General features: G+C 50.4%; 14 protein-coding genes. 10 read left to right on the forward strand and 4 right to left on the reverse strand.

The window, feature by feature from the left end:
• Positions 1 to 29: 29 nt before the first annotated feature.
• Positions 30 to 2,414: a polyprenyl synthetase family protein gene (locus LDO05_RS01480; protein WP_251377128.1), complete on the forward strand. Its 2,385-nt coding sequence runs from the start codon at positions 30 to 32 to the stop codon at positions 2,412 to 2,414.
• 67 nt (positions 2,415 to 2,481) lie between these two features.
• On the opposite strand, the gene LDO05_RS01485 is transcribed toward LDO05_RS01480, so the two are convergent.
• A complete protein-coding gene (locus LDO05_RS01485) occupies positions 2,482 to 4,806 on the reverse strand; it encodes an ABC transporter permease (RefSeq protein ID WP_251377129.1) in 2,325 nt (774 codons plus the stop codon).
• 2 nt (positions 4,807 to 4,808) lie between these two features.
• Positions 4,809 to 5,513: an ABC transporter ATP-binding protein gene (locus LDO05_RS01490; RefSeq protein ID WP_251377130.1), complete on the reverse strand. Its 705-nt coding sequence runs from the start codon at positions 5,511 to 5,513 to the stop codon at positions 4,809 to 4,811.
• Between the two features lie 371 nt (positions 5,514 to 5,884).
• On the opposite strand from LDO05_RS01490, the gene LDO05_RS01495 reads away from it, so the two are divergent.
• Together LDO05_RS01495 and LDO05_RS01500 are read left to right on the forward strand one after the other, a co-directional pair.
• Entirely contained in the window at positions 5,885 to 6,676 is a 792-nt protein-coding gene (locus tag LDO05_RS01495) for a hypothetical protein (protein ID WP_251378570.1), read from the forward strand.
• A 117-nt stretch (positions 6,677 to 6,793) separates the two neighbouring features.
• Positions 6,794 to 8,458 (forward strand): DUF6138 family protein, encoded by a 1,665-nt coding sequence (locus LDO05_RS01500; protein WP_251377131.1) that lies wholly within the window; start codon positions 6,794 to 6,796, stop codon positions 8,456 to 8,458.
• A 325-nt stretch (positions 8,459 to 8,783) separates the two neighbouring features.
• On the opposite strand, the gene LDO05_RS01505 is transcribed toward LDO05_RS01500, so the two are convergent.
• On the reverse strand, positions 8,784 to 10,172 hold the full coding sequence (locus LDO05_RS01505; RefSeq protein WP_251377132.1) for an SMI1/KNR4 family protein: 1,389 nt from the start codon (positions 10,170 to 10,172) through the stop codon (positions 8,784 to 8,786).
• A gap of 301 nt (positions 10,173 to 10,473) precedes the next feature.
• Between LDO05_RS01505 and LDO05_RS01510 the strand changes: the two genes are divergently transcribed.
• The 6 genes from LDO05_RS01510 (at position 10,474) to LDO05_RS01535 (ending at position 15,759) form a co-directional block, all read left to right on the forward strand.
• Positions 10,474 to 10,920: a LytTR family DNA-binding domain-containing protein gene (locus tag LDO05_RS01510; protein WP_251377133.1), complete on the forward strand. Its 447-nt coding sequence runs from the start codon at positions 10,474 to 10,476 to the stop codon at positions 10,918 to 10,920.
• A complete protein-coding gene (locus tag LDO05_RS01515; RefSeq protein WP_251377134.1) occupies positions 10,917 to 11,327 on the forward strand; it encodes a hypothetical protein in 411 nt (136 codons plus the stop codon). Before LDO05_RS01510 ends, LDO05_RS01515 begins: the two co-directional genes overlap by 4 nt.
• A gap of 168 nt (positions 11,328 to 11,495) precedes the next feature.
• A complete protein-coding gene (locus LDO05_RS01520; protein WP_251377135.1) occupies positions 11,496 to 12,035 on the forward strand; it encodes a sigma-70 family RNA polymerase sigma factor in 540 nt (179 codons plus the stop codon).
• Between the two features lie 3 nt (positions 12,036 to 12,038).
• Complete coding sequence (locus LDO05_RS01525; protein ID WP_251377136.1) at positions 12,039 to 13,022, forward strand: DUF4179 domain-containing protein; 984 nt, start codon at positions 12,039 to 12,041, stop codon at positions 13,020 to 13,022.
• A 357-nt stretch (positions 13,023 to 13,379) separates the two neighbouring features.
• A complete protein-coding gene (locus LDO05_RS01530; protein WP_251377137.1) occupies positions 13,380 to 14,372 on the forward strand; it encodes a DUF3995 domain-containing protein in 993 nt (330 codons plus the stop codon).
• Between the two features lie 220 nt (positions 14,373 to 14,592).
• Entirely contained in the window at positions 14,593 to 15,759 is a 1,167-nt protein-coding gene (locus LDO05_RS01535; protein ID WP_251378571.1) for an acyl-CoA dehydrogenase family protein, read from the forward strand.
• A gap of 236 nt (positions 15,760 to 15,995) precedes the next feature.
• Here LDO05_RS01535 and LDO05_RS01540 read toward each other — a convergent pair whose 3' ends face one another.
• Complete coding sequence (locus tag LDO05_RS01540; RefSeq protein ID WP_251377138.1) at positions 15,996 to 16,781, reverse strand: YheC/YheD family protein; 786 nt, start codon at positions 16,779 to 16,781, stop codon at positions 15,996 to 15,998.
• Between the two features lie 183 nt (positions 16,782 to 16,964).
• Here LDO05_RS01540 and LDO05_RS01545 point away from each other — a divergent pair, with 183 nt between their 5' ends.
• Positions 16,965 to 18,194 (forward strand): phenylacetate--CoA ligase family protein, encoded by a 1,230-nt coding sequence (locus LDO05_RS01545; RefSeq protein ID WP_251377139.1) that lies wholly within the window; start codon positions 16,965 to 16,967, stop codon positions 18,192 to 18,194.
• Positions 18,195 to 18,204 lie beyond the last annotated feature (10 nt).

Here is an 18,204-nt window from a genome sequence, read left to right on the forward strand (position 1 = left end):
TAGAAATAGAAATTGAGGTAGCACACCCTATGAATGACGAATTTATCCATCATGCAGATACAGGTTACCGGCTGGCTGAGGAGAAGGCAGCAAGGTATTTTGCTTCACTCTATGCGCAGGTTATGGACAGGAGGTATGTGTCCACGCTGACCGAAGATATCCGGTTGTGGAGACGAGGCCGCGCTTCCCGTCGTTCATGGCTGCCTTTTATAACGCCAAAAAAGAGAAAACCGGATTCCCGGGATTACCATAGATACATTGGGTGGCTGGAGTATACAGGTAATTTGGATGCTTATCTGGACCGAAGCGTGTCCTACATTTATATGCGGGATCTGGGACAGGTCCTGGATTCGCCTGACACACAGGCACGGATCAGACATATAGCCGGCTTCATTAAAGGCAACCTGACCCATTTCATCTCATCCAAGAAAGGCGAACAGCCGGAATTCATGAGTCTGGCGGGGGCATACCGCTGGGCACAGAGGGAAGGCATAGAGACTACCGTAATCTGGCTGATTAACAAGCTCAAGAGCGTAGCTTCCCACCTTCCGGAAGAACTGAATGCCGAACAAGCCCAGCGCAAGCTGATGAAGATTATTCTGGGAGTTATACTGCATGTCAATGAAGATATGAACGACCAGACCCCGCCTGAGGAACGGACGCGAAGACTGGATGAAGCCATCCGGCTTGGTTATTCCTATGGACTTACCTACCCTTTCATTGATGATCTGCTGGACTCGAAGGTCCTGACCGCTCAGGAGAAGGAGCAGTACTCCCTCATGATCCGCACGACGCTTCTTACCGGCTCGGTGCCCGAAATGGGCGAGTGGTCTGGGCGTAACATGGATTTGCTCAGGTATGTACATACGGAGCTTAGAGAAGCCTTCGAGTATATCAAAAGCCATCAGCGGGCGGAGACACACCACACGTTTTTTGAACAGGCTTATGTATTCTTTCAGTCTCAGGAGCTGGACCGTCAAAAGGATATTTCGGATGCAGCTTACACGAATGAAGAGCTGTATATCCCCATTATTCTGAAATCCTCCTCATCCCGGCTGATAGCCCGGTCGGTGATCAGCGCTCCTGTAGATGAGGGCTTCGATGACCGGACCTTCTACTATGGCATCTACAATCAGCTGGCAGATGATTTCGCAGATATGCTGGATGATATGCGCGACGGGGCAGTCACCCCGTACACCTACTATTTGAAGTACCACAAGCAGCGTTCAGATCTGGTTAATCCTTTTGAATTATACTGGACGGTAATCTCTCACCTTATCCACAATGTGTACCATTCGGATGCCAAGACCCGCGAGGTTATACTGGGCCGGGCCATTAATGGCCTCAAGCGTTACAGGGAACGTGTCGGAACGGATAAATATCAAGAGATCATGGGCATATTTGCTTCCGGAAATGCGGAGTTTGCCCGTCTCATCAAGCAAATCGTTCGGAAGACGGATGATGTGGATTTCTTCGATAAGCTGCTTCGTGATCAGGTTGTGACGATTCTGAGGAACGACCGGGAGGAGCAGGAGCGATTCACGGAGACAATCGAGACGGTCCGGCGGGAGATCAACAGCACCCTGCCAATACCCAAGCAGGACGGGGTTCAGGCGGTGAAAGAGCCGATTATTGAAGCGGCCAATTACAGCCTTGAGGGGGATGGCAAGCGCCTGAGGCCCATATTGGTGTGGGCTATGGGGGTTAACGAATATGGACTGGATAGCTCGGCCATCCTGCCGCTTATGAGATCACTTGAATATATGCATACGGCATCCCTGATATTTGATGACCTGCCGTCCCAGGATAACGCTTCAACCCGTAGAGGACGCCTCACGCTGCATCAGATGAGAGATACGGCCACGGCAGAGCTGACCGGTCTCTATCTGATTCAGAAGGGAGTTCAGGAGCAGGCATCGCTCCATCAATTCCGCGCCGAGACTGTGCTTGCCCTGATCCGGTATTCAGCTGAGAAGGCGGAAGATCTATGTATGGGCCAGTTGATGGATCTACAGGCCAGAGGACAGGCTTTGACACTGGAGCAATTGAATACAATCAGCTTCTATAAGACGGGAGTTGCATTTGAGGCTTCATTGGTTATGCCCGCTATTCTCGCTGAGGCTGCAGAGGCGGAGATTGCAGGCCTTAAGAAATTCGCTTATCATGCGGGGATTGCCTTTCAGATTAAGGATGATCTGCTTGATTTGGAGGGAGATGCGCTCCTTATCGGGAAGCCTGTAGGCAAGGATGCCGAGAATAACAGCTCCACCTTCGTATCCATCCTCGGTCAGGAGGGCGCGGCCAAAGCGATGTGGGATCACTATTGTCTCGCTCTGGATGCGGTAAAAGGAATACCGCGCAGCATGACCTTCCTAAAGCATCTGCTCAATTATATCGTTCACCGGGACAAGTGAGGAAGCTTGGTGACCGTGTCATCCGCAAACCAGCCTTAAGCTCCCAAGAGCTTAAGGCTGATTCTGGTTACTCTACGCTCTTGAGTGACTCGGTCATATTAATTCGCGTTACTTTTCTCCTCAGCAATAAGTTAGCCAGAATGGTTAGCAAGTACGCAAGGATGACAGAGAGCACCAAGCTGGAAATACCTAATGTACCGGGAATTTGTTGATGGGTACTGGATAGCGCCTTCACAACAAGACTATATACATAACCACTTGCCGGTATCGCTATAATTACCGCCAACGTGGTTAAGATGATGTTCTCAAGAAATATAAGCCGGTGTATCTTATTCCGCGGATAGCCCAGTACCTTGAGTGTTGCAAGCTCGCGATTCCGTTCATAGATGTTAATGGAGGATATCGTGAATATGGCGCCAAAGGACAATATGACGGCACAAATGATGAACAGGATGAACACAAAGCTGTTCTGCTGCACGATATACCGGGCTGACTTCTTCAAGTCATCCTTATCCGCCAGAGCATCTACACGAGGATCCTGTTCGAAGAAGCTGCGAAGGCTGCTCAGCTCTTCGGGACTAGCTGCTTCAACTACAAGTGAGGTTGGATTGTAGAGGATCCCCATAGCCTCAAGATAAGCCGGGGTGCAGTAGAACACCGGATTGGAATACTGTGTAGATATGCCCAGCACCGGCATGTCTACTGTTTTGTTCCGGAGCGGGGGGGAGGTGAACCTCAGACGGATTGTATCTCCTTCAGCAATACGGTATTGATCAGCGTAAGACTTCGGTACCAGCACGCCGTTGTTTTCCAGCTGAATCCTATTGTTATTGTCGTCAAAGAAATGAATGAGCTTGTTCTCTGATGGGGTAACCACCAGCGTGGCACTTTCTTGCTCGTCCTGTTGAATGAATTCAACGGGCAGGGTGGATGAGTCATAACTGAACCTGATGCCGGAGGGAAGTGCTGCGCTGTCTGGAAAAGTTCCTGCCGTGTAATCTACCCTCAAATCGTAGGTATGGACCTTCTCGATTTGGTTGGCTACCTGCATCAAGGCCGTCTGGGTGCCAAAAGCCGTGATTAATAACACGGTACTGATCATAACACCAATTGAGCTCGCTACAGTCTTGTGTTTATTTAGAAATATATTTCGCAAAATGAGCTTGTAACTATAGGAGATACGGTTCCAAATCCCCGGAATTCTTTCTATATAGAGCTGTCTCATCTGCCTTAGAGGACGGGGACGCATAGCGTCGGCTGCACGTTCCTTGAATATGACCCGGCCGCTTAAGTAACAGGACAGGAGTCCACAGGCGCTAGAGAAAATGAGGGGAGGGAAGAGCGAGAAGGCGGAGAGTGAGAACTCAAGACCAGGGAGAGAGTAGGCTCTGGCGCTCGACGCAGTGACCAATGGAATGAACACACTGGCGGCGACAGCACAGCCAATGATTGAACCGATAACTGAGGCCATCACAGGAAATCCCATGTAATGCAGCATAATGGTTCTGTTCTTCACCCCCAAGGCTTTCATAATCCCGATCTGGTTCCTCTGGGAATCTATAATTCTCGACATCGTCAGGAACAGGATGATTGCTGAAATGACAAAGAGAACGAAGGGGATCACCTTGCTCATGAGTCCGTTGTTAAATATCGTCTCTTGTATTTTGGAATAGCTGAAGGACCGTTCTTTGCTAACTTGGGTCAAATAGGTAAGCGGATCGGATCTCGCTTCAATAGATTGAGCTAAATTGTCAATATTATAGCCTTCATCGGCATCAATCATGACTTCATTATACTGGAGGCTGCCCAGGATCTCGGGTAAGGCCTCTTCAGCGATATAGGCCACTCCGTAGGCGTGATGATCTTGTGTCTCGTTCTTCTTGGCATGCTCCACATTCTCACCCAGGCCGCTAATGGTGAATTTGAGGCTTTTCCCATCTGTAGTTACGCTGATTGTATCCTCAACTTGGTAGTCGTGTGCCTGGGCATAATGGGAATCCAGCAAGATCTCGTTCTTGTGCAAGGGGATACGGCCCTGGATCAAGGCAGGCGTGTTGATCGTGTTATTTGCAGGGATGGAGTGAATGGTTAAGGAGGCTTTGGCATCCTCGGAGACTTGCGTGGCATCAAAAGTATACCGTCCCTCTATCTTGTGAATCCCCTTGATCGTGCTTAGACCCGCTGTATCTTCCCTGGAGATCTGGGTGTAAGATATATTCAAGTCGCTTAGATTATGTTCTCTGAAATAGACTTCGCTATAGGCGCTAAGCCTGTCGCTATAAGTGACCAGCCCCGCATAGAAAAAGGCACCCACAGCGATCACCATAACCAGGGCTATAAATTGGCCTATCGACTGCCGGGTATCCCTTAATAATTTGAGAAATAATTTCATGATTACCACTCAATCCCTTCAACGCTTTGAGCTGCTTTATTGATCGTAACGCTCTCAATTCTTCCGCTTTTCACTCTTATAATTTTGTCAGCCATAGGAGCAATGGCCGAGTTGTGTGTGACTAGCACAACGCATTTGTTCGTCTCGTTGTTCAGGTCTTGCAGAAGCTTTAATACGGACTTTCCTGTTACATAATCCAGAGCTCCGGTGGGTTCATCACACAATAATAGTAGAGGGTTCTTGGCAACAGCCCTTGCTATCGCTACTCTCTGCTGCTCTCCTCCAGAGAGCTGGGAGGGGAAGTTCTTGACCCGGTGATCCAAGCCAACTTTATGTAGAATTTCCTTTGCATCCAGGTGGTTAGTACAGACTTCAGTGGCAAATTCAACATTCTCCAGCGCGTTCAAATTCGGAATCAGGTTATAGAATTGAAACACAAAGCCGACCTTCTCAGCGCGGTATTGGGTTAGCTTTTTGTCGCTGAGACCTGTGATTTCCTGATTCCCCACAAATACTTGACCTGAGGTGGCTGTATCCATCCCGCCAAGAATATTCAGAATCGTGCTTTTACCGGCACCGCTTGCCCCGAGAATAACGACGAACTCCCCCTCCGCAATGGAGAAATCAACACCATCAAGGGCTCTAATCGGTACTTCCCCTATTGTGTATTCCTTCGTTACTTTCCTGAATTCGATTAACGTTGTCATTTCTTACATCTCCTCGTGACGTTTGTTTTTTGATATCCGTTAGGCTCCTTCTTAACTCCTTGCTCTTATTGTATGGTTTTCCATAATTGGGAAATCAGCCTTGCGACTGCTTTTACGACTGGACCCAGGTCGCAGGGGCGGTCCGTCTGAAGAGGGAGTGCGCTATGATCACCGTCCAGTGTACTTTGGTGAAGGCAGCAGTATAGAGTGCAGAAATGGCTGGCCCCGCAAGTGCCAGCAGCAATCTGAGGGTCTTAAGCAACTCTGTGAATTATGCATATCTTCTTCCTTTTGCTTCCGGGCTCGTCCATTGTATGATGAAGATGCGAGAGATGAATCGAACTCATCCCATGAGCAGGAGGCAGATTATGTTGGATCCGAAGGCCAAGAAAATATTACTACACACCCACTGGAGTTCCGGCTGGAGAGAGAAGTTCTCATGTTCAGACGAGGACTTCCAATATGCGAGGAGCAAGGGTCTCATGTTCGACCCGGTGACGATATCCCATGATGAATGCGTTCGGAGATTGAGGGAGCTACACGAGCAGAGCATTACGAGAGAAAAGGTGGCCCGCGCCTTCCTCCATAGTCTATCTACACGCCAAGTTCATTGGCGGAGCTCCTTGTCCAGCTATGCGCTTACGCATGACTTAACTATACATACCTATGCGCAGCGGCAGCCCGAAGGGCCGTCTTACTCCGCCTGCGGGGTGTGCAATGATCATAGATTAATGGCAGATGAACAATACACCGACGAAGATTGGAACGTGATGAGTTTCGAGCGGGTGAAGTGGGGAGGTGTCCGCCTCAACTACTTGACCTACTGCTTGATGGACCTGGAATTCCTCAGCAGGGAGGAAGATTTCGAGGTTGGCCAAGAGGACATCGTCATTCTGCGGCGGATGCTGGAGGCTGTTCAGGCCTGCGGCGATCAGGAGGCTGCCCGGCAGCTGGAGAAGCGGTGGAAGGATGTTCTGCCATCCAATCAATATGAACGGGATGCCATAATGGAGATTTGGGGGTTCGCCGGATTGCTGCAGCCCAAGGATGAGAATCGCCCGCAGCGCGGGCGGGGAACCGACCTCGTGTCAGTGGCAGACTGGAGAGGTGAGGATAGCTTTTCCGATGAGAAAGTGCAGTTCTATTTCGGGGAGTATTTATAGCATACTTTATGCTTAGAGATAAGAAGAATCATCCACCAGAGAGCTTAGTCTATCTATCATGGAGAGATAGATTCATAGCGATCTATAACTATCTGTAACTATCGGGAGGCGTTGCCGTTGATCCAAGCCGTGGAGCTTTTTCTAGATGAGATATGGAACGAGGTTATGGCGATATATGCCAGAGAGAGTCGCAGTATGGGCAAGAGCAAGAATCGGAGCAGACTGCAGGCCGGAATGAAGGATTACCTGCGGGTGGCCTGGAGGCGGGGCAAGTTCAACTGGGAGCAGGGCCGTATTCACATTGATGTGTACGAACCGTTCTCTTGGAGCGATCATGCCTATCAGATCGAAGCGGGTGATTATATCACGGAATTGACTGACGAGCAGCTCAGGGAGGAGTTTTTCCCGGCATTGTGCGGGCGTGTGGATGAGCTTATACGCTCGGAGGAGTTCGGTGCTCACTTCTTCGATTACCAGTTCAACGTCGTGTTCGAATTCGAACGGGAACATTCAGTTATTACGTTTCAGCGCAGGCTGGTGAACGAGCCTAAGCTGGTTGAACTCAAGAAGATGCTGGGGCAGTTCATACAGACCAAAATCATGTCCGGGCTGCCGGTGCTGCCGGGCGAGCACGACCTGGTCTTCTTCGCCCAGCATCTGGTCAATCCTGATCTGATGAAGCAGGAGGAGAAGGAAGTCGACCCGTTAATCCGCCAGCTGTCGGACAAGCTGCGCCAATTCCCCAAACGTAGAGATGAGTGGATCCGGCACTATACCTCGGCATTTAAGCACTGGGCACAGGAGCAATTTCTACCTCGGTATTTTGATCCTCTCGGTGATTATGGACTGGAGTGGATGATGAAGGAAGGAACGGATCTCTCCGCTGTAGACTCAAGTGAACTCGATTTCTTCCTGTATGCGGCACTTCAGATCGGCTTCTCCGATCCGGACACCCGGCAGAAATATCTGGGGCTCGCGGTTCTTCTGGGCTCTAAGCGGGCTCAGGATTATCTGCAGACGGGCAGTGGGAAGTTCGACAGCACTTACCGGGGAGAGCGGATGGAAGGCAAGAATAACGATGTGACGCAGACGATTGAGATCCGTATCCTCGCCGAGGAGGAGGCGGCTTACGGGGAGGCGCTTGACTATATCACCGGCCTGCTGCGGCAGGGATTCCCCAAGGGTTATCAGCTGAAGCTGAAGAGCAGCCAGAAGCATCTCCTGCCCGTTAAGAAGCTGGCGAAGTCCAAGCTGCATCAGTTTTTTGCCAATGCGCTCAGCTACCCGGGGTTATACCCTAAGCTTGCCGAATATGCGGACAACGCAATGGAGGAGTTCGCCTGGTACGGGGATGTGGAGCCGGGTGAGAAGTCAGTCATGCCGGGGACTTACGCCGTGATGGGCCTTGGCCTCTGCAGCGAAGCCTACTTTCCCTTGGTCTGCCGTTATATGGAGCTGGTGGATACGGAGCATCAGATGGTGCAGGATGGGTATGCGGAGGCATTTGCCGATGCCCATGGGGTACAGGCAGAGCATATGCCGGTGATCGTATCAATTCTTCTGGGCGGGAATGAGGAAGGAACAAGGGTCAAGAACATCACGATCGACCGTCCCGAGCTTGCTGAGGCGCTAGTTCAGGCGCTGCAAGGCAAGGAGGATCATCAAGTGGAGCTGGTGCTCAGCCGGATCTTCGGGAATGCGAAGAAGCTCTCCACAGCGGCCAAGCAGGCCCAGCCGCCGCTCAGGGAGGGACTGGAGCAGCTGCTACTGCTGTGGAGATAATCTAACGCGAAGCAGGATTATAAATTCTTTATTGGTTATTAGAGAGATTCCCGATCGAATCTTTTTCGGATTTCTTCGAATTTTTCCCTGGCGTTACTAGACTCCTCTATATGAATCAAAGAAAAGCCTGCCGTGGAATCAATGGGAGTGACATCTGCAAGAGAATATAACTTATATTTTCTTCTACTAGGTGGATGAGTTAGAAAAGCTATATGTTTCGCAGTTGGCCTGAGGCCCATTGTTCTGAGTTTAGCTCTGGTGAACAAATGATCTGGAACACTAGATGTATAATCCTCATCATCATTCCTCCTTCCTTAGCATGAAGTCAGGCCATCTCCAGCTGCCGGATCAGTTCGGCTGCCGCCTCATCCGTGAGGCGTAGCCGTCCCTGCTCCTGCAGGATGCGTCCATCGCTTATGCGCTGGTCGAGCCAGTCGGTTATCCATCCAGGCGCATAGCCGCCTTGGCCGAATTCACCGCCAAAGGCAATCATGTCCTTATACACTTCCAAATAATGCTCGCGTCCGGTATCCGGATAGGACTTCGTGTAGAGCCAGAACTGCACATCATACATCAGATAGGACAGCGGATCGGCATGGAATGAAAAGTGGCCTTTCTCTTCGACGATCCGGGTACAGATCCGGCGGATCTTCTGCTCGAGCTGATCCACCTCCGTGACCTGGGCACACAGTTCCTCCAGTAAGGGAGAGAATTGACCATGGGCTACCCGGTGAAGATCCGTTTCTTGGTCTTCTTCGAAGGTGTCGAACTCTTCCTCGCTGACCAGACCTCTGATAAATGCCTCGAAGTTATCGGCAAGGAAGGTAATCTCATAGTCGCTCTCCTGGTCCACGTGGACCACTTCGGGTTCCCCGTCTGGTCCGCAGGCCCGGTAGTCCAGCATGACCACGTCATGGCCAGCCGAAGGGCAGTCGCAGATGACGACCCCAATATCGGGATAGCCCCAATCTTCGATCATGAACTGGCTTCCGGTGTCGCCGCAGAGAGAGTAGCTTTTCTCCCGGCCGATGCCCATGATGCTTGTAATGGCGATATGATCCTCAGCCCACGAGGTCGCCTCCTCGGTCGGAAAGCAGGTATTCTTCGGAATCCCGCCGTTCTGCTGCTTCATCAAGGCGATATAGGAAGCGGGAAGCTTGTATCCCAGCTCTTCCTCGACCGAGGCGATCATCTCATCCGTTGGCGGTTCGCTGACATAGGACTTCCTGGCATAGTCGCTGTCTTCCCAGAATTCGCTAAGGAACTTGTCCGTAAAAGGAGCCGCATCCCCACTCGGACCCGTAGGCTCTAGCGCTGCGGCTGCCCGCTTGGCAGCTATCCGCTGCTCATGCTTCCGCTGCTTCTCCGCTCTCCGCAGGCTGGACTTCAGCAGCCATAAGGTATCCGAATCGCCGGGCTCAAGCTTGTCCGCTGTGACAAAGGCCTTCGCCGCTTCTTCATACCTGCCCAGATAGTACAGGGCGTAGCCGACCCGGTAATGCCACAGCGGGTCCTGCTGCCCGGCTTCAGCTATGAATGCAAATTGTTCAAGAGCTTCTTCATAGCGCTCCAGGTTGTTATAAGCCCTTGCCAGCCGGCCGATCGCATCATAATCCCGTTCTTCATCGGGAATGACCAGCAGTGCATCGACGATCCGCTGATGTTCATTTGCCTCGTGCCAGTGGGTTAATTGATTGAGTAGTGTCTGGTCCATAGGTGTGCCTCCGAAATATAGATTTAATCTTAAAAAAGCTTCTTGGGATGGGCCGTAATAAGAATCAGTAATCCATGTGGCTCTTTATATTCATACCAATTAATTACAACAAGCCTATTGTACATGCTGGTAACATAATACTGTCAACTTTCGAGTCGATCGGAGAGCGATATGCTGTACGGAATCTGTAAGATACATACGCTTTTTGCAACAAACCTGCAGAAAAATGCAAGAAACCGAATAGGAGTGGCATAGGCGTTATTTTGCCTATAGTATGGACCTTGAGAGGAGGGAGCAACGCTTGAAGGTTATTTTTGAAGCGGACTCAACAATCAATCGCAACACTACCAAAGTCACTACCCACCCCGAAGAAAAGGGATCCTGGAGAAGTATTGAGGAAGCTCTCCGTGAGTGTGACAGACAAATCGTAGTCATTAACGCCAAAAATGACCGAAATGTTCAAATTCCGTTAAATTCCATTGCAGCCATTCAATCCGAGGATCGGATGTGCTGTGTACATGTTCTTAACGGGGAGATGTATTTGCTGAGCAGACGGCTCAAGCTTGTGGAAGAAGAACTCGATGAATCCGACTTCATGAGGATCAACAACCAGACCATCATCAATACGAAGTTCATCAAGGAATTCTTCTCAACAGAGCATGCTAGGATAAAAGTAGTACTGACTAACAATTCCAGTTATTTTGTGAGTCGCCATTACATCAAACAATTCAGGGGGAAATTCAAATGATCAATCAATTGAAACAAAACTTTTTCCAGGTATTCACGATTACATCACTATGGTTAACCTTTCTCGCGACGCTCTTTCTTAAGGATCAGACGATCAGCATGCTGTATTTGTGGAATATTGCAGGAATTGCGGTCATCTCGGCGGGATTATTCGGAGTCATGTACAACGCGCTGTGGAACTATTTCTCTCTGAAGCCGGTGTGGAACATTCTTATCTCATCTGTTCTTAATACACTGGGTGGACTTGCTGCTGTATGGTTGTTCTCCAAAGAAATGTTCGAGATTATCCTGCCTTGGGTTCCGGGAATGGTGGTATTGTCAGTAGTGCTGCATACCATTGCATTTTATTTCTACGCCAAAATGGAAAGTAAAAAGACCGCTGAGGAATTGAACAAGATTCTGAAGTAGGCTTTATTCATACAGTGTGATGGACGGGGCTGTCTCTTGGAGACAGTCTCTTTGTTGTCCGGAAGGAGGCAACTTTAGAAAGATATATAAGGGTTGTGATAGGTTTATACCTTCTCACTCGTATTACATAATAGGTACCGGGTACAAAGGAAGGGAGGGCAGCTTGTCTTGAATACAATATCTGAGGACGTCCTTGTAGAGAAAATCAAGAACCGCGATGAGAGAGCGATTGCTTCTATTATTCAAGCCTATGGAGGGCTGCTATCGGCCATTATCAGGCGTTATGTCCATTACAATCAGCAGGAGTATGAGGAGTGTCTGGACGATGTGCTGCTGGCGGCCTGGCACAATATCGGCTCATTTGACCCCGAGAAGAACTCGTTCAAGCAGTGGATTGCGGCAATTGCCAAGTACCGTGCTATAGATTATCAGCGTAAAATATTGAGGAACCAGAGCCAAATTAGTCACATTGAAATAACGGATGATTTACTCAGAGTAGAGCCGGTTCCGCCGCAACGGGATGTTGAAGAGGTGCTGCGCCACTTGTCCCAGCTAGAAAGGGATATTTTCGTGAAATATTACTTGGAGGGCGTACCTTCCCGCGAAATGGCCACCGAGATGAAGGTACAAGAATCCTGGATCCATAACAAGCTTTCGCGCGGACGCAAAAAACTGAGACAGCTGTTCATTTCAAATAAAGAGGTGTAGTAGATGTCCTTATATGATGAGTTAAATAATGTACGGATCGATGTATCGGTGTATGAGGAAGAGATACTGACCGAGATGGAGCAGAAAAGGTGGGAAAAGCGCGTGCTCCGCAAGCTCCCTAAGCGTAAGTCTCATTCCATGATCAAGTGGGCTGGACTGGCAGGTGCCCTCATCTTGGCAGTAAGTCTAATAATTCCGCTGAGCGGTACGGCGCTGGCCAAAATGCCATTGATCTACCGATTAATCGAGAGCTTCATCCAAGTTGATAACCCGCCCGATCTATCCAATTATAAGACAGCTGTTGGTGAGACCGCCGAGAACTCCTATGGCAGGATGACCTTGAACGAAGTGTTGGTCGATACGGATCGTGTATTGATCAGTGCCACATTGGAGCCCATTAAAGGTGTGAACATGGATGAGGTGTCAACCTTGTCTCCCAGCATCTTGGTTAATGGAGAAGAGGCTCCCCATCCCTTTTCTAGCCAATCATTTGGAGAAGAGAACAATGGAACCTACACAATAACCGGGGATGTTCCGCTAAATACCTTGCCTCATACTCCCAAGGGTAATCAACTTCAGATTAAGATTTCCTATACAATAGACAGCAAAAGGGTAGTTCTAGATAAACCATGGGTGTTCGATGTCAATGTATCCACCCAGCAGATGCAAAAGGATACGGTCACCTATGAACTGAACAAGCCTCTTCCACTCAAGCATGGAGGAACGGTTACAATTAATAAGGTCGTAAGTTCACCTGTCTCGACAATACTCTATTACGATGTGAGTCAAGCTGAGCTAGGATCCTTCTGGATCAGACTTGTATCCAAAGGCGGAAAGATAAAAGAACTTCAATATTATGAATCCATATTTAGTGGAGAACGCACTTATCATCGTTATGGCCCCTTGGATCTGAAGAAGGAGACCTATTGGATTGTGGCGGAGGATAAGAATGGCAAAGAGATTAGTCCTCGTGTTCCAATCAAATAAGCTCAAAGTGAACCCGCTCATACAGCGGGTTATTGCTTTTCGTTCGAATTTAGTTACTTTTCTCTCCTTGTCATATTATTCAATTGTTACAATAATTCTCATCTCTTTGATGCACCTCGGACACTAGACTGTGATATATTTGGTTTGTAAAATGTTGGGAGGCTGGAGTGTTGAGTGACTACATAGAGAAGATTCGATACCGATGAACATCTACCGTTGTATTACAGGAGATCAAGAAGACCTTTGATAGGTATATGAATAAGGTAAAAGCAATCTATCATAACCAGTCCGAATACCTCAGAATCATAAATACATACCTTCAAATCCTGGAACAAGACTACCTCAGGGGGAACTAATATGGCAAAGCGCCGCACTGTCTTTATGGCTGTAGTATTTATTCTTGCACTCATACTGGGCTATTCCAATAAGGGTGTCATTTCATTCCGGCTCTTTAAGCCTCAATTGGAGGAGCTCCATACAATCATCACGCCCGCCGCAAATGACAGACAAACCTTCAATGCAATGAAGAAACTACCTATAGATGGATGGCCCCCGGAGCTTAATGTGGTTCAGGACCCTGCGACGCTGGGTGATCCGTCAGGATACACCTTCGTAACCCTCACCCTGACAATAAAAAATACAAATTATATGAAAATGAAGAACCTGTATATCGACCTGGATCCTGTCCTGGCGAATAAGAATCAGATCATCCTATATACCAGAGACGCGCAATATATTGAAGTATCCCCCTTCGGGAGTTCCTCGTCGCTTAACTTCAATGTGTTATTGAAGACCAATAGTCCCGATCAAGATGAGGCTCTTCAAATTTTGAGTTACAGCCATTTATATTTGAGATGGGATGGTGATCATAGCACAACGATCGATTTCCCTGAGAAAGCAAGCTTTTACAATTATGAAAGGGGTACGGTCATGGAGATTCTGAGCTGGGCTATTGGCATGATTCTATTTATATTAAGCGCGCTTCATATCTATTGGATTTGTGGAGGCCGATGGGGTGCAGCAGGTGCGATTCCCAGCAGGGGAGGGGAGCCGCTGTTTCGCCCATCCGCAGTAAGTACGGGAGTGGTAGCCATTTTGCTGGCTTTGGCGGCTTGGCTGGTGTTAGAGCTGGAGGCGATTAAGCCGGTCTTGTTCCCGGAAGCCTTGCTGTGGATCGGTGGATGGCTGCTTGGAGCGGTATTCACTCTACGTGCTATTGGAGATTTCCGCTGGGTTGGCTTCTTCAAGAAAGAGAAGGGTACGGTATTTGCCCGCCTGGACAGCCGTTTCTATTCCCCGCTGTGCTTGTTCCTAGGGGTGTCCATTCTGCTAATTATGGTATGGGGATGACTCTTGTCTCCATAAACAATAACCGCCTGCAGCAGCCTAGCCAGTCTATCCGCACTATATTTGGTAGGTATAGTCCTCGTGCAGCTCTCCTCAGGAACTGACGGGTGCGCTCCTCTTTAGGCCTATAATTCCTTGACAATGTCCTCCGATGAACATAACATCTATTTCATAAAAGTCTATAGGTTTTATCGGCTAACAGACCATAGGGGGCGGACATATGTTGAATTTATTCATAAGAACGGATGCTCAGCGCGAATGGCTGGAGAAGCTGAAGCAGAAGGAAGCCGCATTTAAGGAGAGAGCGGACCAGATCGACAAGCTCGGAGTTTTCCCTGTAGAGAATATTCAGGAATTAACCGGGCTTGGTTATACACGGTCAACCCTTCCAGCCTCCTATGGAGGGGACGGGCTGCGGGTATATGATATGATTCTGCTTCAGGAGACACTGGCGAGCTTCGATGCTTCCACCGCACTATCGCTTGGCTGGCACCTGTCAGGTGTGGGGGAGCTGTTCGAGAAGCGGCTCTGGTCGGAGGACAAGCTGGAGTTTATTGCGAAGGAAGTTCAGAAGGGGGCCCTGCTCAACCGGGCAGCCAGCGAGGCGCAGACCGGCAGCCCGACAAGAGGCGGACGCCCTGGGACAACCGCGGTGAAGCAGGGGGACAGCTGGGTGATCACAGGGCGCAAAATTTACACAACCTTGTCCCCAGTGCTGACTTATTTCATTGTATCGGCCTGGATTGAGGAGGAGCAGACGGTTGGGCAGTTCCTGCTGCATAAGGATCTGGAGGGGCTCCGAATTGAGGAGACCTGGGACACGATCTCGCTGCGGGGAACGGGGAGCCATGATCTTGTCCTGGAGCAGGTCACAGTCGGTGCGGATCAGCTTGTTGAGCTCGGCAGGAAGGCTGTCCCTGCGGGTCCGGGAGGGCTGCCGAATGCCTGGCTGCTTCATATTCCAGCGTGTTACCTGGGCATTGCCCAGGCTGCCCGGGACTATGCGCTGAAGTTCGCCAACGAGTATACACCGAACAGCATCAGCGGTCCGATCAGCCAGCTTCCGAATGTGCAGCATCTGCTTGGAGAGATTGATCTCGAGCTAATGAAGGCAAGACATTTCTTGTATAGTGTAGCCGCAGCTTATGACGATGAATCCCGCAGGGATTATCTGAGTACGGAGCTTGGCGCCGCCAAGCACATCGTTACCAATTCGGCGATCACCATCGTGGACAAGGCGATGCGGGTAGTTGGCATTCGCAGCCTGCAGAATGATAATCCTCTCCAGCGCTATTACCGGGATGTTAGAGCCGGGCTGCATAATCCGCCTATGGATGATGCAACGCTGAACAAAATCGCCCTATCTGCCATCGAGCAGGCAAAGGGATAAGCTAACTGGCCAAACTCCCTCTCTTTGGCTGCTTAGAAAGAAGAAGGCAATTAGTCTATGAGGGACACATTCCAACCTTAACAAGCATTCACATTCTAAATGGTTCCCCAGGAGCCGTCCTTCAAAGGGGCAATCCCATCGTCATTCAAGGATGACGTACGAGATTGCCCCTTTGTGTGCGACATAGAACTATGATATCCAAGCTGTTCTGCCCTTCTCATAGGGGGCGGCAAGGTCTACCTCGCAGAACGCGCCTTCCCGCAATTAAGCGGGTAGCTCCTTCCGTAGGCTCTACCGTAGGCGATAATACGCCTGATCAGGGACTGGTCAGGCAGCAGGGTGAAAGGGCAGGGATCCGGCCGGGTGTTCACTTCGAGAATCCACGGCTTCAGCTTGCGGTCCACCGCAATGTCCAGCCCCAGCTCGTTCATGAACGGATAGCGCCTGGCCATCTTGGCCGAGGTAAGCAGCGCCATACGATCCATTCGCCGGAGCAGTCTCTTTGCTCTGCGCTTGCCCGCCGGGCGGCGCAGCAGATCTATAGGATCGTAGATCGTGCCTCCCTGACTGCCGTTCGTCACCGCTCGGCGGGGATGCGCTAATCTTCCGGCTATTCCGGTAGGCTCCCAGACCCGGTCAGGTCTGCGTTGAATCATGACGCGGAAGTCATAGGGTCTGCCTTTGTGCCGAAGCACATGAATCCCCTTTTGGATCAGATAGCGCTTACGCCGGATAATTCTCCCCAGACGCACAGCGAGTTCCCTAAATGAACGGCAAGTCACAGGCCGGGTCCCTTGATGGAAGGTGTAATAGCCCTTGCGGGCTTCAACCCGGATAACCCCCACGCCCATTGAACCGTTGTCCGGCTTCACATAGACCATTCCATAGCGGTGAAGCATCTGCAGCAGCGCCCTCGGTGAATAAGGCCGGATCGCCGGAAGATGACGGGCAAGCCTGCGGCTGGAGAGTAGAATACGGTGTTTCAGCAGCTTGCTCCTTACACGCCTTCGTGTTGTGCTCAACAACTTCAGCCCCTTTTCTAATCTTGATTATGATCCTTCTTAAGTTGGCTTATGTGGCTTGGATTTCTGACCATTGTTCATCTTATGGAGGCGGCAGCTCGTATGTGTTAGACCAGAACCTAGCGGGATAAGTCTGCATACGCTACAAAGTGAACGAAAGTGACTCGTAAGGAGTGTGCAGATATGAACATGCCCGCCTGGGTGGTGGAGACATGGAACAGGATGAATGCGGCGTTCCCCTGGATTCAGGCGCGCAGGGGGAAGACTGAACTGGAATCCAGTCCACTTAGTGAGTGTAATCCGCCGCTGTTGATCACAGCGGAGGACCTGGAGCTGTACTACTACAGCTCAGACTGCCCATTCCCGGAGCAGAAGCAGCTGCATCTGTACCAGACGTCCGGCACAAGCTCGGGACGGCGTAAGCGGATTTATTATTCAGATGCCGATGAAGCGGCTTATTTGTCCATCAAGGAGGAGGTATTTCGGGCTGTATTACAGGGTAAGGGCTTGCGAAGCGCCCTGTCGGATATGGGGACAGGTCATGCCGAGGCCACGGCTCTTGCGGTCTTCAAGGGACTTGGACTGGAGGCCGACTCCATCTCCTTCCGGCTGCCCGTAGAGCGGCATCTGGAGAAGCTCTCGGCGATGAAGCCGGAAGTCCTGTATACGATGCCGTCCATTCTTGACCGCATTCTGGGGGCATCCGATGATCCCGGTTCCTACGGAATCCGGCAGGTCATCCTGGTCGGGGAGATCGCCTCGCCGGGCTGGATTCGTAGAACCGCCCAGCAGCTGCGGATCCCGGTAGACCGCATTACCGATACTTACGGCTCTATTGAAGTCGGAACGATCGCTTATTACTCCTATGACTATGGCCGTTACATCGTGACTGACGGGTTATGGGCGGAGGGAGTCGGGACGGAGGAGCTGGGTGAGGATCTGGAGCCTCTGCCGGAAGGCGAGCAGGTACTGGTTCTGACATCTTCGGTGCGGGAGGCTTTCCCGGCAGTGCGGTATGTAACCTACGATGTGGTCCGCGATCTGAGGCCTATTATGGTGGACGGGCGCCTAAGGCAGAGCTTCAAGAGCCTGGTCCGGCGAATCGGCCCCGACCTGAAGCATGGGGAGAAGATCAGCATCTATGACATTGAGAATGTGGTATACGCATATGCGGGTAAGGCGGGGCTTGCCGTGGAAGTCGCGGGCAATGCTCTCCGTCTTCACATTGATAGTGATGAGCTTAGCCCGGCTCTCATGGAGGAAATCCGCCGTGAGGTTGAAGGCCGTATTCCCGAGCTTGGACAGATGATAAGGTCAGGGATTCTAGGCGGAATCGAGGTGCTTCACGGCAAGGGGCCGGGCGGTGCAAGCAATCACAGTGCGGTGAAAAGCAAACGAATCTGGTACAGCTAAAAAAGGGGGC

The sequence above is a fragment of the Paenibacillus sp. YPG26 genome (genome assembly GCF_023704175.1).
GTDB lineage: Bacteria > Bacillota > Bacilli > Paenibacillales > Paenibacillaceae > Fontibacillus.

What these genes read in the sequence shown, in the direction of transcription:
- LDO05_RS01480 (WP_251377128.1), top strand. Translation starts at nt 30, where the DNA reads ATGAATGACGAATTTATCCATCATGCAGATACAGGTTACCGGCTGGCT.
- LDO05_RS01485 (WP_251377129.1), bottom strand. Translation starts at nt 4,806, where the DNA reads ATGAAATTATTTCTCAAATTATTAAGGGATACCCGGCAGTCGATAGGC.
- LDO05_RS01490 (WP_251377130.1), bottom strand. Translation starts at nt 5,513, where the DNA reads ATGACAACGTTAATCGAATTCAGGAAAGTAACGAAGGAATACACAATA.
- LDO05_RS01505 (WP_251377132.1), bottom strand. Translation starts at nt 10,172, where the DNA reads ATGGACCAGACACTACTCAATCAATTAACCCACTGGCACGAGGCAAAT.
- LDO05_RS01515 (WP_251377134.1), top strand. Translation starts at nt 10,917, where the DNA reads ATGATCAATCAATTGAAACAAAACTTTTTCCAGGTATTCACGATTACA.
- LDO05_RS01525 (WP_251377136.1), top strand. Translation starts at nt 12,039, where the DNA reads ATGTCCTTATATGATGAGTTAAATAATGTACGGATCGATGTATCGGTG.
- LDO05_RS01530 (WP_251377137.1), top strand. Translation starts at nt 13,380, where the DNA reads ATGGCAAAGCGCCGCACTGTCTTTATGGCTGTAGTATTTATTCTTGCA.
- LDO05_RS01545 (WP_251377139.1), top strand. Translation starts at nt 16,965, where the DNA reads ATGAACATGCCCGCCTGGGTGGTGGAGACATGGAACAGGATGAATGCG.